This window comes from Spirosoma oryzae (assembly GCF_003002825.1).
Taxonomy (GTDB): Bacteria; Bacteroidota; Bacteroidia; order Cytophagales; family Spirosomataceae; genus Spirosoma; species Spirosoma oryzae.
The window spans coordinates 1-18,589 of sequence record NZ_PVTE01000042.1 but is presented as its reverse complement, the minus strand read 5'-3'; the positions used below and the strand labels follow the sequence as shown (position 1 = coordinate 18,589).

Annotated in this window: 16 protein-coding genes; 5 read left to right on the top strand and 11 right to left on the bottom strand. The window is 53.1% G+C overall.

What is annotated here, in order from left to right; genetic code table 11:
- Positions 1 to 181 precede the first annotated feature (181 nt).
- The 3 genes from CLV58_RS26405 to CLV58_RS26395 all read left to right on the top strand — a co-directional run bounded on the left by CLV58_RS26405 (position 182) and on the right by CLV58_RS26395 (position 5,016).
- Positions 182 to 2,587: an alpha-ketoacid dehydrogenase subunit alpha/beta gene (locus CLV58_RS26405; protein ID WP_106140845.1), complete on the top strand. Its 2,406-nt coding sequence runs from the start codon at positions 182 to 184 to the stop codon at positions 2,585 to 2,587.
- A gap of 84 nt (positions 2,588 to 2,671) precedes the next feature.
- Complete coding sequence (locus CLV58_RS26400) at positions 2,672 to 4,432, top strand: 4Fe-4S dicluster domain-containing protein (RefSeq protein ID WP_106140844.1); 1,761 nt, start codon at positions 2,672 to 2,674, stop codon at positions 4,430 to 4,432.
- 50 nt (positions 4,433 to 4,482) lie between these two features.
- Positions 4,483 to 5,016: an NADH-quinone oxidoreductase subunit J family protein gene (locus CLV58_RS26395; RefSeq protein WP_106140843.1), complete on the top strand. Its 534-nt coding sequence runs from the start codon at positions 4,483 to 4,485 to the stop codon at positions 5,014 to 5,016.
- Here CLV58_RS26395 and CLV58_RS26390 read toward each other — a convergent pair.
- From CLV58_RS26390 to CLV58_RS26370, 5 genes are all read right to left on the bottom strand, one after another.
- Positions 5,013 to 5,846 (bottom strand): TPM domain-containing protein, encoded by an 834-nt coding sequence (locus tag CLV58_RS26390; protein ID WP_245882474.1) that lies wholly within the window; start codon positions 5,844 to 5,846, stop codon positions 5,013 to 5,015. The two genes, CLV58_RS26395 and CLV58_RS26390, sit on opposite strands and share 4 nt — an antisense overlap.
- Before the next feature lie 7 nt (positions 5,847 to 5,853).
- On the bottom strand, positions 5,854 to 6,288 hold the full coding sequence (locus CLV58_RS26385; protein ID WP_106140841.1) for a TPM domain-containing protein: 435 nt from the start codon (positions 6,286 to 6,288) through the stop codon (positions 5,854 to 5,856).
- A gap of 62 nt (positions 6,289 to 6,350) precedes the next feature.
- Positions 6,351 to 6,932 (bottom strand): LemA family protein, encoded by a 582-nt coding sequence (locus CLV58_RS26380; protein ID WP_106140840.1) that lies wholly within the window; start codon positions 6,930 to 6,932, stop codon positions 6,351 to 6,353.
- A 75-nt stretch (positions 6,933 to 7,007) separates the two neighbouring features.
- Positions 7,008 to 8,471 carry a DASH family cryptochrome gene (locus CLV58_RS26375; RefSeq protein WP_106140839.1) on the bottom strand — a complete coding sequence of 488 codons (1,464 nt, stop codon included), beginning with the start codon at positions 8,469 to 8,471 and terminating at the stop codon, positions 7,008 to 7,010.
- A gap of 97 nt (positions 8,472 to 8,568) precedes the next feature.
- The gene (locus tag CLV58_RS26370) at positions 8,569 to 9,312 is read right to left on the bottom strand and encodes a DUF547 domain-containing protein (protein ID WP_106140838.1); all 744 of its coding nucleotides are present in this window, start codon (positions 9,310 to 9,312) and stop codon (positions 8,569 to 8,571) included.
- A gap of 62 nt (positions 9,313 to 9,374) precedes the next feature.
- On the opposite strand from CLV58_RS26370, the gene CLV58_RS26365 reads away from it, so the two are divergent.
- Positions 9,375 to 10,163: an SDR family oxidoreductase gene (locus CLV58_RS26365; RefSeq protein ID WP_106140837.1), complete on the top strand. Its 789-nt coding sequence runs from the start codon at positions 9,375 to 9,377 to the stop codon at positions 10,161 to 10,163.
- A 1-nt stretch (position 10,164) separates the two neighbouring features.
- On the opposite strand, the gene CLV58_RS26360 is transcribed toward CLV58_RS26365, so the two are convergent.
- From CLV58_RS26360 to galE, 6 genes are all read right to left on the bottom strand, one after another.
- Positions 10,165 to 10,827, bottom strand: a complete 663-nt coding sequence (locus CLV58_RS26360; RefSeq protein ID WP_106140836.1) for a response regulator transcription factor — start codon at positions 10,825 to 10,827, stop codon at positions 10,165 to 10,167.
- A gap of 93 nt (positions 10,828 to 10,920) precedes the next feature.
- Positions 10,921 to 11,715 carry a sensor histidine kinase gene (locus CLV58_RS26355; RefSeq protein WP_342748956.1) on the bottom strand — a complete coding sequence of 265 codons (795 nt, stop codon included), beginning with the start codon at positions 11,713 to 11,715 and terminating at the stop codon, positions 10,921 to 10,923.
- Positions 11,716 to 13,301: 1,586 nt separating this feature from the next.
- Positions 13,302 to 13,691 carry a hypothetical protein gene (locus CLV58_RS26340; RefSeq protein ID WP_106140833.1) on the bottom strand — a complete coding sequence of 130 codons (390 nt, stop codon included), beginning with the start codon at positions 13,689 to 13,691 and terminating at the stop codon, positions 13,302 to 13,304.
- A 543-nt stretch (positions 13,692 to 14,234) separates the two neighbouring features.
- A complete protein-coding gene (rfbA, locus tag CLV58_RS26335; protein ID WP_106140832.1) occupies positions 14,235 to 15,095 on the bottom strand; it encodes a glucose-1-phosphate thymidylyltransferase RfbA in 861 nt (286 codons plus the stop codon).
- Positions 15,096 to 15,189: 94 nt separating this feature from the next.
- On the bottom strand, positions 15,190 to 16,263 hold the full coding sequence (gene rfbB, locus CLV58_RS26330; RefSeq protein WP_106140831.1) for a dTDP-glucose 4,6-dehydratase: 1,074 nt from the start codon (positions 16,261 to 16,263) through the stop codon (positions 15,190 to 15,192).
- Positions 16,264 to 16,315: 52 nt separating this feature from the next.
- Positions 16,316 to 17,365 (bottom strand): UDP-glucose 4-epimerase GalE, encoded by a 1,050-nt coding sequence (gene galE, locus CLV58_RS26325; RefSeq protein ID WP_106140830.1) that lies wholly within the window; start codon positions 17,363 to 17,365, stop codon positions 16,316 to 16,318.
- Positions 17,366 to 17,493: 128 nt separating this feature from the next.
- Between galE and CLV58_RS26320 the strand changes: the two genes are divergently transcribed.
- On the top strand, positions 17,494 to 18,369 hold the full coding sequence (locus CLV58_RS26320) for a transglutaminase-like domain-containing protein (RefSeq protein ID WP_106140829.1): 876 nt from the start codon (positions 17,494 to 17,496) through the stop codon (positions 18,367 to 18,369).
- Positions 18,370 to 18,589 lie beyond the last annotated feature (220 nt).

Sequence of the window (18,589 nt, the reverse complement as noted above, 5' to 3'; positions counted from 1 at the left end):
AAAAGATTTGCCAAATTCCTGACTGATTTCGTTGTATGAGCAAAGGAACGTAAAAAAAACGTTTTTTTGAAAGCTGGGGCGTTTTCGCTTAAATTTACTTTCACCGGGCCTTCACCATGTGACTGTTCCGCGTGCTTCATCAGACAAACTATTGTTGTATCCTTCAACCCGTGGTCCTGCTGTGATAGCCAACGAACAACTCCGCTCGACTGATATCCTTACTCGTGAAAAAATCCTATCTGATTACCGGCTGGCTAGTGAAAGTCGACAGGTAAGCCTGCTTGGCCGGCGTGATGTGATGGGTGGACGGGCCAAATTCGGCATTTTCGGCGATGGGAAAGAGCTTGCCCAACTAGCAGCCGCCCGCTCGTTCAAACAAGGTGATTTTCGGTCAGGCTATTACCGGGATCAAACCTTTGTTGCTGCCCTGGGTGAACTGCGCTGGAATGAATTCTTCGCCCAGCTCTATGCCCATGCTGATTTAAACGCTGACCCTAATACCGGTGGCCGGTCGATGAACGGTCACTTCGCTACCCGTTGGGTCGATGAACAGGGTCTTTGGCGTAGTCAGACAGATCTGTATAATTCGGTTTGCGACATAGCACCGACGGCCGGGCAGATTCCACGCGCCGTCGGCCTGGCTTATGCCTCGAAGCTGTATCGTCAGAATCCGGCATTGCAGGACATGCCCGGATTTTCCCGCAACGGTAACGAAGTCATTTTCGCGACGATCGGTGACGCATCGACCTCTCAGGGCATGTTCTGGGAGACGATGAATGCCGCCGGTGTCTTGCAGGTTCCTCTGCTGATGTCGGTTTGGGACGATGGCTACGGTATTTCGGTACCGGTAGAATACCAGACGACGAAGGGAAGCATTTCGAAGGCGATGGCGGGTCTACAGCGCGACGCCGACGACAGAGGTATTGAAATTATAACCGTTAAAGGCTGGGATTATGTGGCGCTATTGGAAGCTTACGATCAGGCGGCTCGCATCTGCCGTGAGCAGCACGTGCCAGTACTCGTACACGTGCAGGAGCTGACGCAGCCACAAGGGCACTCGACGTCGGGTTCGCACGAACGTTACAAAAGCAAGAAGCGCCTGTCGTGGGAAGTCGAACACGATTGCAACCGAACGTTCCGCTCGTGGATCATTACCAATGGTTACGCGACGGGTGATGAGCTTGATGCGATTGACACCGAAGCAAAGCAAGTGGCTCGGGACGCCCGGTCGTCGGCCTGGAGTGCCTTTCAGGAGTCGATGAAGCCGGATCTGACCGACGCGCTCGACCTGCTTCAGCGGACTGCCCGCCATAATCCGAAATCGGCGGAACTGATGGCCATTCGGGAGCAGCTACGTAAAGAACACCTTCCCCTTCGACGTGATGCCGTCAGCGCCGTGCGCAAGGCGTTACGCTTGGTCAGAATGGATAAGTCGGACGTGAAGGCTCCGTTACAGACGTATCTGGAAAAGACAGCCGGGAAAGCAGCGGATATGTACCATTCCTTTCTATTCAGTCAGTCGCCCGACTCGCCGATGCTGATCACCGGTACACCTGCGCACTATACTGATGAGTCGGTAACCGTCGACGGATACATACTGATGCAGCGATACTTCGATAACCTGTTCAGTCGTGACGAGCGCGTCGTGGCGATTGGGGAGGACGTCGGTAAAATTGGCGATGTAAACCAGGGGTTTGCTGGTTTGCAGGAGAAGTTCGGTGAACTGCGCATCACGGATACGGGTATCCGCGAAACGACGATCATCGGGCAGGGAATCGGTATGGCTATGCGTGGGCTGCGCCCCATTGTTGAAATTCAGTACTTCGATTATATCTATTACGCACTGGCCACGCTGACCGACGATCTGGCGACCCTGCATTACCGGACAAAAGGTGGTCAGAAAGCGCCCCTGATTATCCGCACGCGGGGGCACCGACTGGAAGGCATCTGGCATTCCGGTTCTCCACTGGGCGCTATGCTGGGTAGCCTGCGTGGTATTCACGTACTAGTGCCGCGTAATATGACACAGGCGGCTGGTTTCTACAATACGCTGATAAAAGGCGATGATCCGGCGCTGGTTATCGAATGCCTCAATGGTTATCGATTGAAAGAACGGTTGCCTGATAACCTGAGTGAATTTTGCTTACCCCTGGGTGTCCCCGAGACGCTTCGCGTCGGAAGCGACCTTACCGTCGTTACCTACGGGTCTATGTGCCGTATCGTGATGGAGGCAGCCAGTCAATTGGCGGATATGGGTATTCAACTGGAAGTGATTGATGTACAGTCGCTACTACCGTTTGATCGGCATCACCAAATTGTGGAGTCGATCAAGAAAACGAACCGGGTCATCTTTGCCGACGAAGACGTGCCGGGTGGTGCATCGGCGTTTATGATGCAGCAGGTCGTCGATCAGCAGGACGCGTATCGGTACCTCGACTCACCACCACGGACGCTGTCGGCCAAAGCGCACCGCCCGCCCTACGGGTCAGATGGGGATTATTTCTCCAAACCCAATGTTGACGATGTAATCGAAGCGGCCTACGCCCTTATGAGCGAGAGTGACCCGGCCCGCTTTCCAGCAATATAAAGAGCGAAAGAGTGAAAGAGCGAAAGAGCGAACATACATAAGAACGCTCTTTCGCTCTTTCGCTCTTTCGCTCATTCAACTCGAATGGCGTATTTTCAGGATATAAAAAAGGGGATTCAAACGTCGATAAAAGGACTTGGGCTGACGTTCCGGCATATACGGAATGCGACGAAGCGCCGGTCGGCGGTGGGCGTCGCCAGCGACAATTATTTCGACGTGCAGACGGGGCTCGTTACGCTGCAATACCCGCACGAGCAACTGCCTATTCCTGACAATGGTCGCTATCGGTTGCATAATGAAATCGATGACTGCATCGTATGCGACAAATGCGCCAAGGTATGCCCCGTTGATTGTATCACGATCGACGCCATAAAAGCCACAGAAGAAGTCGGACGGGCGTCGGACGGATCACCGATTCGTTTGTACGCGGCTACGTTCGACATCGACATGGCAAAGTGCTGCTACTGTGGCCTTTGCACGGCCGTTTGCCCGACGGAATGTCTGACGATGGACAAGAAGTTCGACTACAGCGAGTTCGAGCTGGGTAATCTGACCTATCACTATGCCGACCTGACACCTGCTGAAGTTGATGAAAAACGGGCTTTGTATGAGCAGTTCATGCTGGAAAAGGAGGCACAGAAAGCGGCTGCCGCAGCTGCGAAAAAAGCAGAAGTAACAACAGGATCAACAGCCGCACCCGCCAAACGGCCTGCGTTCAGGCCATCGGCAAAACCCACACCGCCCGCATCACCGGATGAAAATTCAGCTAGTGATGCTATCAAACACCCGTTGACTGACGCAATGCCGACGGAAATGGAGCAGATTGCGCAGGGTGGTCTGGAAACAACGAAAAAGCCTACGTTTCAGCCAACGCGTAAACCCGCTATTCCGCCTGCGCCCATCGAGCCCGATGCATCGACGACTGGTGATGTAGCTACAAAATCCGTTGCTCCCAAGCCGGCCTTCCGTCCGTCGATGAAGCCACCGGTATCGGCTCCGACTGATAAATCGGATAGCGACGATACGCCGTCGACGGCTAGTCCAAAGCCGGCTGGCTTCCGGCCATCGATGAAGCCGGCTACGCCCCCTAGCCCGTCAACGCAGCCTGAAAATACGGCAACGCCTGATACAGCAGAACCAACGAAAAAACCGTCCTTCCGCCCGTCAATGAAGCCGTCGGCACCAGCTGCGGCCAGTGCAGAACCAGAAGGCACGCTTCCTGCCGACAATAGTGACGAACCAGCGAAGCCCAAGCCCGCTTTCCGACCCTCGATGAAACCGGCAAAAGCTGCTGATGAAGCAGGAGATAAGTCAGTTGATGGAAGTCCCGAAGCAGTTGAAGCGGTCGCGAAGAAACCGGCCTTTCGCCCGTCAATGAAGCCGAAAGCGCCAGCTGATGAGTCCGTGAGCGCGTCGGCGGTCGAAAGCGAGCCAAAGCCTGTGGCAGACGAACCAATACAAGCGGTTCCAGCTAGTCCCAAACCGACTGGCTTCCGGCCGACGATGAAACCGCCTATGTCGTCTACACCCGTGTCGGATGCTGCTGAGCCGGAAGAAGCGCCGAAGCCGAAAGCTCCATTCCGACCGACGATGAAGCCGACAGTAACCACATCCGCTGTTGAACCGGCCGCCGAGCCGATAATTGGTATTACAACTGAAGCGCCTACGCCGAAACCGCCGGGCTTCCGCCCAACGATGAAGCCAACGCCCGCTGCCGAACCGGCAATGGAGAAAGCAGCGGAATCGACGAGCGAGCTGCCGGCGGAGGAAAAGCCGAAACCGAAACCGGCCTTCCGACCGAAAATGAAGCCGAAACCGACAGCAGACGGGGGCGAATCGGCATAATGTCAGCTTTAGTCAATCGGCTTTTTTAGTACACCTTTCTTCTTTCCGCTGTGATTCAGCTCGCTTTCTACGGATTTTCGGCGCTTACGCTACTTGGTGCTATTGCCGTACTGGTAACCCGCAATGTGTTGTACGCAGCATTCTTTCTACTGCTCACCCTGCTGGGCGTGGCCGGACTATTTGTACTGGCCAGTGCTGATTTTTTAGCTGTTGCGCAGATTATGATCTACGTGGGGGGCGTTCTGGTACTGGTGATTTTCGGCGTGATGCTGACGCACAAAGCCGAACCAGCCGCTGCGGTCAATAGCCAGACGGCCAATCGTGTACCATCACTGAATCGAACGGGAGCTACATTGGCTGGTTTTGCGATCGCTACAAGCTTGTTTGTTGCGTTGTATACGTTGCTGGCGCGGGCAAACTTTCCGCTGCTTAACGAGCCGGTTGGCTGGCAGTCGACGATACAAACGATCGGGAAACAGCTAATGACGGAGTACGTTGTGCCGTTTGAAATTGCGGGCGTGTTGTTGCTGGCGGCACTGGTAGGCGCTACGTATCTGGCAGCGCGCAATCAGACGACGAACTAGTAGTCGCCCCCGGCACCACCGCCCCCGAAGCTACCTCCGCCGAAGCCGCCAAAGCCCCCACCGCCACTTCCTCCGCCGAAACCACCCCCAACGCTGGAGCCACCCCAGCCCGAACCTGTCGACGTTGGGAAGAAGACCGGTGGGAAGAAGCCGCCACCCCGGTTGCGATTGCTGCCGCCCCCCCCGCGATTACGATTGGCGAAAATGACGAAAATGATCAGACCAACGACGATCAGGAAAAAGAGGCCGCCAAAACCGCCATCATCATCCGACGAGCGTGGATCAGCTTTGTACTCGCCCTGCGCCCGTTGAATAATCTCGGTAGTGGCCGCGTCAAGACCGTCGAAATAACGCTTCTCTTTGAACGCCGGAATAATATCGTTGGCAATGATTCGCTTGGCGATAGCGTCGGGAATAGCACCTTCCAGACCGTAGCCCGTGGCGATGTACACTTTTCGGGTTTGCGTAGCCCAGGCCAGTACAAGACCGTTATTCTTCTGACTCTGGCCAACGCCCCATTTACGGCCTACCTGAAAGGCAAAGTCGCCGATTGGGTAGGGCTCCGTCGTTTTGACGATGACGATGGTGATCTGCGTGGAGGTCGAATCGTTGTAGGCCGTGAGTTTCTGCTCCAGCCGGGCGCGTTCCTGTGCGCTAAGTGCTCCCGCAAAATCGTTGACCAGGCGGGGCGGATTCGGACGAGCCGGAATAACCGAATCGGCTAACGATGCGCTTTGCGCGTACCCCGCCAATGCCACTAACGACAGGAGCACCACGAGTAAACTGGTGGGCAGCAAACGAGCTAGCGATGTATTGGTCGTAACGTTCACGGCAGGATTAACTAAACGAGATGTCGTCGGGAAGCTCATTGACGTCGGTGGCTCCGTCGTACGGAAAATAATGCTTCAGCTGCTGACCGGCACGGTCGATACCTTGTCGCAGTCCTTCAACGTACTGCGCCTGAACGAAGTAGCCCCGCATCAGGTCTTTGGTACTTTGCCAGAAATCGCTCGGCACCTGCTGATTGATTCCCTGGTCGCCCACGATCGCAAATTTGTGATCGGTGTGAGCCAGGTAAAACAGAACCCCGTTGCGTTGCTTGGTTTCGTGCATGCCCAGATGATGAAACACGTCGATGGCTCGCTGAACCGGGTCGAGCGACGAACAATGGGCTTCGATATGCACACGGATTTCGCCCGACGTAGCCTGCTCTGCCCGCCGGATCGCGTCAATGATCTGTTCCTGCTCGACTGGTGTGAATGGGCTGCTCATGGGCGACTGGAGTTAACCATCCGGACCAGGGCGATTACACTGATCCGGATGGTTTCCGATTGTTAGAACTGTACGGAAGGAGCGTTCTGAGCGGCCTGCGAGGCTTCGAAGAAACCTTTTACGGGGAAGCCGAAGATACCCGCGAAGATATTGTTGGGGAACGAGCGTACCGATTGGTTGTATTCCCGAACGGCACCGTTGAAATCGTTACGAGCGACCGAGATACGGTTTTCCGTTCCTTCCAGTTGGGCCTGCAATTCCGAAAAGTTCTGCGTGGCTTTTAGGTTTGGGTAGTTCTCGGCTACGGCCAGCAGACGGGACAGCGAACCGCTAAGCTGATCCTGCGCAGCCTGAAACTTCTGCACGTTTTCGGGCGTCAGCTGATCGGCGGTCAGGTTGATCGACGTGGCTTTCGAGCGGGCTTCCTGCACGGCTACTAGTGTGCCCTTCTCAAAATTTGCGGCTCCCTTAACGGTATTGACCAGATTCGGAATCAGGTCGGACCGGCGCTGGTATTGCGTCTGGACCTGCGACCATTTTTCCTGTACGTTAGTATCACTAGTGACCAGGCCGTTGTACGAACTACAGCCATACATGCCCAGAATGAGGGCGATGACAACTACGATGATGAGCGACTTTGACATGACGTGTGTAGATGAAATCGATTTTGTTGGTGATAAAATTGAGTAAAACTGCGGATAAATTCAGCTGAATATACGTCAGCGGTTGAATTTGGCGTCTGTCCACCGCTCGGGCCTGACGATCGGCAACGGATAATTGTCGCCGGGATAAACGTCATACTGCCCCAACTCAGCGTTTGGCAACTCGTAGACTTTGTGGATGCGGTCGGCGGGAACGTTGGCCAGTTCAGGGAGCCAGTGTTTGACGTAAGCGCCCTGCTCATCGTAACGTGTAGCCTGCGACAGAATGTTGAAGTAGCGATCTTCGCGTGGGTCGTTACCAACACCAGCCACGTAGTTCCAGTTGCCCCAGTTGCTGCACGGGTCGTAGTCGATCAGCTGACTTTCGAAGTAGGCCGCTCCCCAGGTCCAGTCGATGCCGAGGTCCTTTACCAGAAAACTCCCGACGTTTTGCCGACCCCGGTTCGACATGAAGCCAGTGGCGTTCAATTCGCGCATGTTGGCATCTATGAACGGAATGCCCGTCTCGCCCGCAGCCCAGCGCAGGAAAAGGTCCTGATCGCGTCGCCAGCGTTTGGTAATGTCATTGCGAATACCACTGATCTTGAAAATCCGGTTGCCAAACCGGAGAGCTACGAACCGGAAAAAGTCGCGCCAGAGTAGTTCGAAGACCAGCCAGTATGTCGAATCGTTTTCGACCCGCTCAGCTTCGTACCGCTTTATTTCGTGGTAAATAAACCGGGGCGACAGACAACCCAGTGCCAGCCAGGCCGAAAACTTCGAGGAGTAACCTTCTCCCAGCATACCGTTACGGGTGTTTTTGTACGTCCGTAGCTGATCGCTTTCCCACAGGTAGTGATTCAGCCGACTAATACCCGCTGACTCACCACCCTGAAACGGTAAGACTGCCCGTTGGTCCGGCTGGTCGACACGGCTAATCTCGTCGGGCGAGTAGCCAAGTTCGGCCAGTGTCGGAACCGTACCCATATCCTGATCTGCCGATATCGATAGGCGTTCGGGCGTGGGGATCAACTCACGGACATCCGCCCGTTTCTCTACTTCCTTGCGAAACTGCGTAAAGACGTTAGGGAGTTTCGCGACGGCAAAAGGCAGATCGCGCACATGGTACAGTGTTGATTGCCAGATCAGGTCGAGGTCAATGTTGAGTGGTTTGAGTCGCTTGCTCAGATCAGACTCAATATCGGTTTCTTCCTGCGTTACCTCCTTGCTAGCATAAATAGCGTCGGCTTCGCTGTCACGGGCTATCTCCGCCAGTATAGTTGCCGGATTACCAACACGAATCAACAGATCACCGCCCCGGTTACGGAGTGACGATTGTAAGTCAATTACCGATTGCCGCAGGAAGTGGGCCTGAAAGACGCCCATCTTTCGAAAACCGATGGCTGGTAAATCAGCAAACCAGTCGGTGTCGAAAACAAAAACGGGCAATACTGTATCGGCGTCGGACAGGGCGCGGGTAAATCCTTCGTTGTCGTGCAGGCGAAGGTCATTTCTAAACCAGTAAACAATTTTTTTCGGCATAACCAATCCTGTTCAGCCTGGTCAGGCTTCGCTCTATGAACAGCCGCCGAATAGTATTGTTTGCCCTGTTTGTCGACCAGACCCGTATCCGACTGGCTCACTGCTCGTTCAATTGCCAGTTGAAATCCAGATACGAGATGGCTATATCGTCGGCTATTTTTGTCTGCGAGTAGCGATTTACCCAGTACACGACCGAGCGTTTGTTTTTTGTAAAGTCGCCCTTGTACCAATCGAAAAGCTTCGACAGACTGGCGCGGGTGGGCGCAATCGCATTTTTGGTGGGATCGTTCAAAAAGTCGACGCCCTGTTCGTTAAGTTGCTCGGCAAGCCGGGTGGGGGTATAGGCTTCATTGCGCAGACGCGGGCCTGATTTGGCGGCATTGACCAGTGCGAAATGAATCCGTGGGTCGTTGAACTGCTTGCGTAGCGTACCGTTCGCGATGTTGTCGAGACTCATCTTTCTGCCGCCAATCGAAAAAAACTTCTCCGTCCACGGGGTGTTGACATGAGGAATCTGCACTGCCGAGCCGATGTCTTTGATACTTGTGACGGGATAGTGATCGAGAATGAGCTGTACTGTGAATGCATTGTACGCATTGATCCAGTACGCCATCTGTTCATTCGTCGACCAGGCGGGTGTGGGTGGGTTTTGGCTAAGCAGGTCGAGGTACGTTTTCAGCCGAGCCTGATCGCGTTTCATCCCCTGGTAATCGACCATGCCGCGCTCGTTGACGTACTGTTTCAGCAAACGGTTCCAACCGCTATGGCTGGGTGGTGCCGCCATTGAAGTAATAGTCAGGCAGGAAAACAACAGCAGCAGAACAAGCGGGCGAATAGACATACGACAAGGCAACGAACGAAACGATTGCCAAATTTAGGCGTACACAAAAAACAACGCAGTATATGAATCTTGATCTAACAGGCAAAACGGCACTTGTCTGCGGCAGCACGCAGGGAATCGGGCGGGCGTCGGCGGTTGAACTGGCCAAACTGGGCGCTACCGTCGTGCTGATGGCGCGCAACGAAGAGAGCCTGTGGCAAACACTGACGACGCTGGATACGGGCAAGGGACAAACACACCGCTACATCGTGGCTGATTTTGGTCAGGAGGGCGCGGTGGCACAGGCCATTCAACAGCATCTGGCCAGCTACCCGGACATGCACATACTAATCAACAACACGGGAGGACCGGCGGGCGGTGCGCTGATCGAGGCAACGGCGGATGCGTTTATCCAGACGTTTCATAACCATTTGCTGAATAATCAGGCGCTGGTGCAGGCGGTATTGCCAGCGATGAAGCAGGCGGGTTACGGTCGAATCGTCAACATTATCAGCACATCGGTCAAGCAACCTATTGTTGGGTTGGGCGTGTCGAATACGATCCGGGGAGCGGTGGCGCAGTGGAGTAAAACGCTGTCGCTGGAAATCGCGCCGTTTGGCGTAACCGTCAACAATGTCCTACCCGGCTACACACAGACGGCCCGACTAGACTCGGTGATCCGCATGCGGGCTACTAGTTCCGGGAAGTCGGAGGACGAAGTTGCGGAGACGATGCAGCGCGACATTCCGACGGGTCGTTTCGTGACGGCGGAAGAAGTTGCTGCGGCTGTGGCATTTCTCTGCACACCAGCCGCAGCATCAATCAATGGTATCAATCTGCCCGTCGACGGCGGGCGAACGGGAAGCTTGTAGGTCAGACGAGGTTGTTGCGAAAGGCGTAGGCCACCATCCCCGCCGTATTTTTGGTGCCGGTTTTTTCCAGAATACGCAGCCGGTGGCCTTCTACCGTGCGTGGGCTCAGGCAAACCTTCTCACCGATTTCGTTTGTCGACAACCCGTCGCACAGCAGGGAGAGTACTTCTTTCTCGCGCTCCGACAGCAGAACCTTGCTGTTGTAGAACGGGCTGGTGGAGGTGGTTAGCCCCGTCGGTTTGTTTATCATTCGGCGGTGCATGGCGCGTGAGACGAACTCATTCAGGTACACGCCGTCGTCCATCACCTTGCGGATAGCCCGTTCGACTTCGTCTGCTTCGGCGTCTTTCAGCAGGTAACCACCGACGCCTTTTTCCAGCAGATGAAGCACCATCCGGTCTTCGTCCTGCATGGTCAGGATGATAATCTTGACGAGCGGATACTTCTCCCGAAGATAATCGGCAGTCGCCATGCCGTCCATAACGGGCATCCTGAGGTCAAGCAGCACGACGTCGGGCGTCTTGCGGGCAATTCTGTCGATGAGTTCCTGTCCATTGGCGGCTTCGAGAACCAGTTCAAAATCATGAATCTGCCCCAGGATAGTGGCCATACCAAGCCGGAACAGTGTGTGATCGTCACAAAGAGCAAGTCGAATTTTTCGCATACAGTCAGTGATTAGTCAGAGGAAATAGGTTGGTAGTACGTGGCCTTAGTCGGTACGACGACGCAGCCGCAAACAAAAGTAACGGGTTTTTTATCAGTTCGTTAACGTCACCAGTAATGGCGTGTCGAGCGATACCTGGGCATGAATACGGGAACCCCGGCCCGGTGCCACATCGAACGTAACGTGACCATCAACGACGCTCAGCCGGCTTTCGATATTGCGCAGTCCCAGCCCCGCCTTTTTGTCTTCCAGGATTGTGTCGAGATCGAAGCCAACCCCGTCATCGATCACTGAGAGCCGGGCATCGGGGCCGACACAGTACAGTTGAATCGTGATCGTTTCGGCCCGCGCGTGGCGAATGGCGTTGTTGAGTAATTCCTGCGAAATGCGGTAAAACGCCAGCTGTAGGGCCTGGGGCAGGTGGTCGACTGGCGACGGACAATCGAGCACGACCCGCAGCTCATCGTTCGTTGCGCGATCGGCCAGTTCTTCCAGGGAAGCCAGCAGCCCGAATCGCTGTAGCGTTGTGGGGACCAGATCGCGGCTGATGCGCCGGACGTTGCTCATCGTCTCGTCGAGCATGTCGCGGGTTTTGTGGAGTTGTCCCCGCCGGTTTTCCGCATCATCTAATTGCCGGTTGAGCTGATTCAGACTCATCTTCGTCACCGACAGCATGGTACCGATACTGTCGTGCAGGTCTTCGGCCAGTCGTTGCCGCTCGGCTTCCTGCCCCCGGAACGTAGCGGCCATCAGTTCGCGCCGGTGCTGCTCCTGAATTTCCTTAAGCGCTAACTGCTGTTTGGCTTGTCGCTGCTGGTAGTAGGCCACGAAAACAATGATGAACACAGCCATCCCCACCAGGACGGCGGACCCGATAACAACCGTCATCCCTGTGCTCATTACCAGCATTATAGTAGCGAATAAGAACAACAAAAATGGGCTACGAACTACCGAAAGTCAATTAGTTTGCGCTAAAAAAGAACAGGTTACGTTGGTCGGGTCGCACGGACTAGGATATGTTGTTGGCGTACCGATTCACGTATATGCCGACCGACGACAACAGGCAGAAGATTATGTAGAATATAAGATTAGTGTCCCAGTACAGCGTGAAGGTATCTTTTTCTGCATGACTGGATAACACTTCGCTACTGAGAAGGAAGATAAAGAATGTGCCGCAGAAGTACAATAGGAAGCCGCTAGCTACCCAGAACATGGGGTACTTCACTATGTTTTTCACGGCAACGTCTGAGAGAGCCCGCTCAAAGAAAAAAATAGTCAGAAAAATCCCATATAGTCTTACGATAACGAAGTCACCAGTTGAAAAATCGCTACGCGTGTACAAAAATACACTAGCTAGTATGCAAGCAATCCCAAGCCACCTAATCACTCTACGATAATTTTCAACTTTTATAGTGTCGTCGTAACAGAATATCAGCGATAGAAACACTAGTTCCAGTATAGAGAAAAGATTGTAGATAAATAGGTTATTTATCTGGAAATAGGCAAGGAAATTTGAAGATATGTCGCGAATAAAAAACAGGAAAAATAAGACCACTAAGAATCTAATGTCGTGATTCAGGGAACGAAAATAAAATGATCCTAGAACCACAGGCAGTAACGTTATCAGCTCGGCAACGAATGCAACTGGATATTCCTGATAAGGCGTAAAAAATTGATGCATTATAAAGCGTACTTGCCATAGTACTAAGCCCGCGATCTGTCACTATCCAAGTTGCCTTATCGTCGGTAGCAATATACTGGTTAACCGGAGTATGCTGCTTAGACGGTCCGTCGGTCATGTTTGCTCATCCAAAGGCCGACGGCGGACAGAACAGCGAAAATGATGAATAGTATTTGGCTGGCGTTCCAGTATTGATCAAAAACAGCAGCCGGTACTTTGTCCATTCCTTGATACCAGTACTCGCTAAATAAAACAATGAAGAACGTACCTGCTGAATAAAGCAGTAGGCTTGACGAAAACCAGAATAATGTATGATGCATAATACTGACGGCGTGCATATCCGTCAGTAATCGGTTGAAATATAATAATGTAAGTATGATAGCGTAAACTCTGAAAATAGAAAGACTGATATCAGAAACTGACTCACTTTTATAGAAATAGATTAATAGTAGCGTGCAGAAAATACCTCCTATACTTACAATTTTTCGTTCGGATGATTTATCAATAGCATAGTAGAAGATAAGGCCACAGAATACTGTTTCGGAAATAGAGCCTATGTTTTGTAAAAAGAGGTTATTGGGTGCTGTAAATGCCAAGTAAAGCGAGTACGTCTCCTTTGAGAAAAACCAGAAAAATAATAATAGAATAAGTTTAGCTTGTCTACCTAAATATTTAATCTTTATCAAACCAGCTATAACTGGGAGACTACTACTTACGTGAGCCGCGAAATCAAGCGGATATGTAGCGAAATAATGTAGTAGTCTACCCAGCATTATTAGATATTGGTCGATAATTACTTAGGACAATGCTGCGGGCAAGTGTATCCGGTACCAAGCGTTGAGTTATCATCAGGATCGTCCTTGAGGCCTATTTGTGCTGTGCGACCAGTTATGTCGTGCCCGTTCTCATCAACGGCTGTCAACAGCACGCGGGGCTTCAGCGAACCTGATTCGTCAGGGGTACCGTTGTCGTCTTCCCGGCGCTTTGCCTGATGAATACGCAAACCTACGCAACCGGGCTTGTTAAGCAATTGCATGACCTGATCAAGACCGAAAAACTCGGAGCGAACACATACGTCGTCGCTAATGCCCATCTCGTGTTTGCGTTTGAGATAAGTACCTGTCATGTCATTGCTTTCTTGCTCGTCAAGGAAACGGCCTGCGTCTTTAGTAAATGGGAACATGGTGTAAGTGGAGTTAATTAACACTGAGCGAAATCTATTAAAGAACCGCTCGCTTCTCAATCAACTCCAGCCGCAGAACCCCCTAATCACGTAGAACTACCTAGCAAAGTGCGGACTAACCCCGATATACTGCGTAGACTGGAACGGGACTTAGTGCATTACAGCAACTAGCTTACAGGGCGGAATGGTGGTGTTGTAATTATTGCAAGGAACCCTACGGCAACTGCCGACCATTGTTGTGGAGTTTTTGTCGTCGTCGTCGGTTATCTGGTTTTATAAGCAGGCTCTTTGACCCCTAAATCCCCTGAAGGGGACTTTGCTCACACGTAGACAAATTCCCCTTCAGGGGATTTAGGGGTAGAGAAGGCCCACAATCAGTACTATGGCTCACCTACGTAATATCCTGCAACAGGCGGTCTGACGGGGCGGAGGGCTGGGACGGTCGGTCGTTGCCGTGGGATAAAGCTTTAGCGTTTTTCATAAATAACAAAAAACGCCGAGGTGATTACCCCGGCGCTTCTATGTATAGCAACACGTAAAACCTTACTTCAGAATGTTAAGCAGGTACTGACCATAACCGCTTTTCACCAGCGGCTTGGCAATCGTTTCCAGTTGCGCAGCGTCGATGAATTTCATGCGATAGGCGATCTCCTCCGGACAGCCGATTTTGAGACCCTGCCGCTCTTCGATCACGTGGACAAACTGCCCGGCCTGCATCAGCGACTCGAACGTGCCCGTGTCGAGCCAGGCGGTTCCCCGGTCCAGCACGCCGACTTTCAGCTTACCCTGCTCCAGATACACCCGGTTGACGTCGGTGATTTCCAGTTCGCCACGGGGCGACGGCTTGATATTTTTGGCAATCTTGACTACATCGTTGTCGTAGAAGTACAGACCCGGCACGGCATAGTTCGATTTGGGCTGTTCCGGCTTTTCTTCGATCGACAGGACGTTGAACTGATCGTCAAACTCAACGACACCGTACCGCTCGGGGTCGTGTACCTGATAGGCGTAAACGACACCCCCATCCGGATCGTTGTTAGCCTGCAACAGTTTCGACAGACCCGAGCCGTAGAAGATATTGTCGCCCAGCACCAGTGCTACCTTATCGTCGCCGATAAACTCTTCGCCGATGATAAACGCCTGCGCCAGTCCGTCGGGGCTTGGCTGAACGGCGTAGCTAAACGAGCAGCCCAGCCGCGATCCGTCGCCCAGCAGTTTTTCGAAATGGGGCAGATCGTGTGGGGTTGAGATAATGAGCACTTCCCGAATACCCGCCAGCATCAAAATCGAGAGGGGGTAATAAATCATCGGCTTGTCATAAACCGGCATCAACTGCTTGCTGACCGCCAGCGTAAGTGGGTGCAGCCGTGTACCGGAGCCCCCGGCCAGGATAATTCCTTTCATAGTTTCAATGAGTGAATGGATGAATTGAAGAATGATTGAATGGTTAGTGCAAGCATCTTGCATTCTATCATTCAATTACTCTATCATTCAACATTTATCGATTGGCGTACATGCCCTGGTAATACGTCTGATAGGCACCCGAGGTAACGTTGTCGAGCCACTCCTGATTGGCGAGGAACCAGTCGACGGTTTTTTCGAGACCTTCCTCAAACTGAAGCGACGGCTGCCAGCCCAGCTCGTTCATGATTTTGTTGGCGTCGATGGCGTAGCGCAGGTCATGCCCGGCCCGGTCGGTGACGTACGTGATCAATTTCGCCGACGTGCCTTCCGGACGGCCGAGTTTGCGGTCCATCGTGGCGCAGAGCAGATGCACGATGTCGATGTTTTTCCACTCGTTGAAGCCGCCGATGTTGTACGTTTCGCCCAGCACGCCTTTGTGGAACACGGTATCAATAGCCCGCGCGTGATCGACAACGAACAGCCAGTCGCGGACGTTTTCTCCCTTGCCGTAAACGGGCAAAGGCTTGTTTGTCTGAATGTTGTGAATCATCAGCGGAATCAGCTTCTCGGGGAAGTGATTCGGGCCGTAGTTATTCGAGCAGTTCGACAGTACGACCGGCATTTTGTATGTGTTGCCATAGGCCCGTACGAAATGGTCCGACGCAGCTTTCGACGCCGAGTAAGGCGACTGCGGGTCGTAGGGCGTCGTTTCGAGGAAAAACTCGTCGGGGTTATGCAGCGATCCGTATACTTCGTCGGTCGAGACGTGGTAGAACCGCTTACCGTCGAAGGCAGACGTGCCCCCGGCCCCATTAGCCTGCCAGCTGTTTTTAGCCGCGTTGAGCAAATTGACCGTACCGACAACATTGGTCATTACGAATGACATTGGGTCGGTAATCGACCGGTCGACGTGTGATTCGGCAGCCAGGTGGATGACACCATCGAACGGAATCTCGGCGAACATATCCTCCAGAAACTTCGCGTCGGTGATGTCGCCTTTGATGAACGTGTAGTTCGGCGCGTTCTCGATGTCCGACAGGTTGGCCAGGTTTCCGGCGTAGGTCAGCTTATCGAGGTTGTAGATCTGGTACTCAGGATATTTAGTGACGAAGAGCCGGACGACATGCGATCCGATAAAGCCGGCTCCGCCGGTAATCAGTAGTTTCATGGTTTGCTGCGTATATGGTGGTGGCGTGTTCTCGTTGCCAGTCCGTTATAGCCTATTCTGATGCAACTTTAGCACCAATCTTCTGCTGCCAGCGCCAGGCATCGCGCAGGGCTTCGGCAAGCGAATGAGTGGTCTTCCAGTTAAGCACGCGGGCCGACTTTGACACGTCGGCGTACACCTGCTCAACGTCGCCCGGCCGGCGTGGCCCGATGGTGTAATTGACCGACACGCCGGTGGCTTCCTCGAACGTTTTGATGACGTTCAAAACCGTTTCGCCCCGGCCGGTACCGATATTGATGACATCGTAGCAGGCATCGGCATTAGTCTCGTTCAACTGACGCAGCGCCTGCACGTGCGCGTCGGCCAGATCCATGACGTGGATATAGTCGCGGACACAGGTGCCGTCGGGTGTGTTGTAATCGTCGCCGTACACCGTCAGGCTGGGGCGCATGCCGGCGGCCGTCTGCGTGATAAACGGAACCAGATTGGCCGGTACGCCCAGCGGGAGTTCACCAATTTCGGCGGATGGGTGGGCACCGATCGGGTTGAAGTAGCGCAGGGCCAAGGCTTTGACAGGCCACTGGGCCCGGACGGCGTCGCGGATGATGTCTTCGCCGATAGCCTTTGTGTTGCCATAGGGCGACTGCGCCGGAAGCCGGGGCGTTTCCTCCGTAACGGGCAGGTGTTCGGGCTGACCGTATACCGTACACGACGACGAAAAAACGAGCGTACGGACCTTGTATTCCTTCATCAGGTCGAGTAGCAGCAGTAGCGAACCAAGGTTGTTGTTGTAGTACTTCAACGGTTCGGCAACTGACTCACCCACAGCCTTGTACGCGGCAAAGTGAATGACGCCGGTGAGCTGCTCCTGCTCAAAAATGGCTTTCATGGCCTCCCGGTCGTTGCAGTCGGCCTGGTAGAAAGCTACATCGCGGCCGAGAATAGCGCGCAGGCCATCCAGTGCTGAAGACAACGAGTTGGAGAGATCGTCGACAATGACTGGCTCAAAACCAGCTTCGACCAGTGAGACAACGGTATGAGAGCCAATAAAACCGGCCCCGCCCGTTACCAGAATCTTCGGAGAATGTGCTGAAGAAGTCAATCGTTCTTACAGATTATTTGTCGTTATTTTGGTAAAACGAGTCCGTTTAACTCGACAAAAGTAGTATATTCAACAGGTTTACGAAAAGAGTTTTGCCTGACCGGGGCCGAACGCGACAACAACTACGAATGAACGACAAGGAATTGAAAGCCCTTATTTCTCTGCTGGATGATGAAGATCATGAGGTGGTGGCGCATGTAGAGCAGCAGATTCGACAAATCGGTGGCTCCATGATTCCGCTGCTGGAAACCGAGTGGGAAGGCAGTTTTAACCCGGTGCTGCAAAAGCGCATTGAAGAGTTAATCCATAATCTGCAATACGAGTCGGTACTCGACCGTATGCGCGACTGGAAAAACGGGGGCGGTATGGACCTGCTCGAAGGCCTCTGGATCGTAGCGACGTACCAATACCCCGACCTGTCGCTGGACAAACTGCGGCAGGACGTCGAACAATTGTTCTACGACGTCTGGGTCGATTTCAAAGACGATATGCACCCCGATGAGCGGGTGCGGGCGATGAACAACGCGTTCTTCACAAAGCTGAAGTTTGCGCCCAACAACAAGCACTTTCACTCGCCGGCTAATTCGATGATCAATCAGGTGCTGGAGTCGCGTCGGGGTAACCCGATTACGCTCTGTATCCTGTACATGCTGATTGCCAACCGGCTGAAACTGCCCATTTACGGCGTCAACTTGCCGAACCTGTTCGTGCTGACGTACAAAGACGGTAATGGCGTTCAGTTTTACATCAACGTGTTCAATCGGGGGCTTATTTTCTCCAAGAAAGACATCGATCAGTACATCGATCAGTTGAATCTGAAACAGCTTAGTACGTTTTACCAACCCTGCACGAATGCCGACATTGTCCGGCGCGTGTTGCGCAATCTGGTACTTGCCTTCGAGAAAAACGGCGACGTCGACCGGGTGCAGGAAGTCGAGCGTATCCTGGAAATGGTGCAGGACGAAGGTGACGGACTACCGCTATCAGACTATACGCAGCGGTAGCGGAAGAATGAATCAATCAGGTAACCCCTAAATCCCCTGAAGGGGACTTTTTTCAAGTACGAGCAAAGTTCCCTTTAGGGCAGGGCTGTTAAGTTCTATACCGTCTACCCCCCAGCCCCCTAAAGGGCTAATCTTGTAGGGGTTTTAATTCGGATTGAGTCCATAACCTAGTTTGATGAAATAAAAACGCTCCACTGCCTGACTCAACACCCTGAGACCA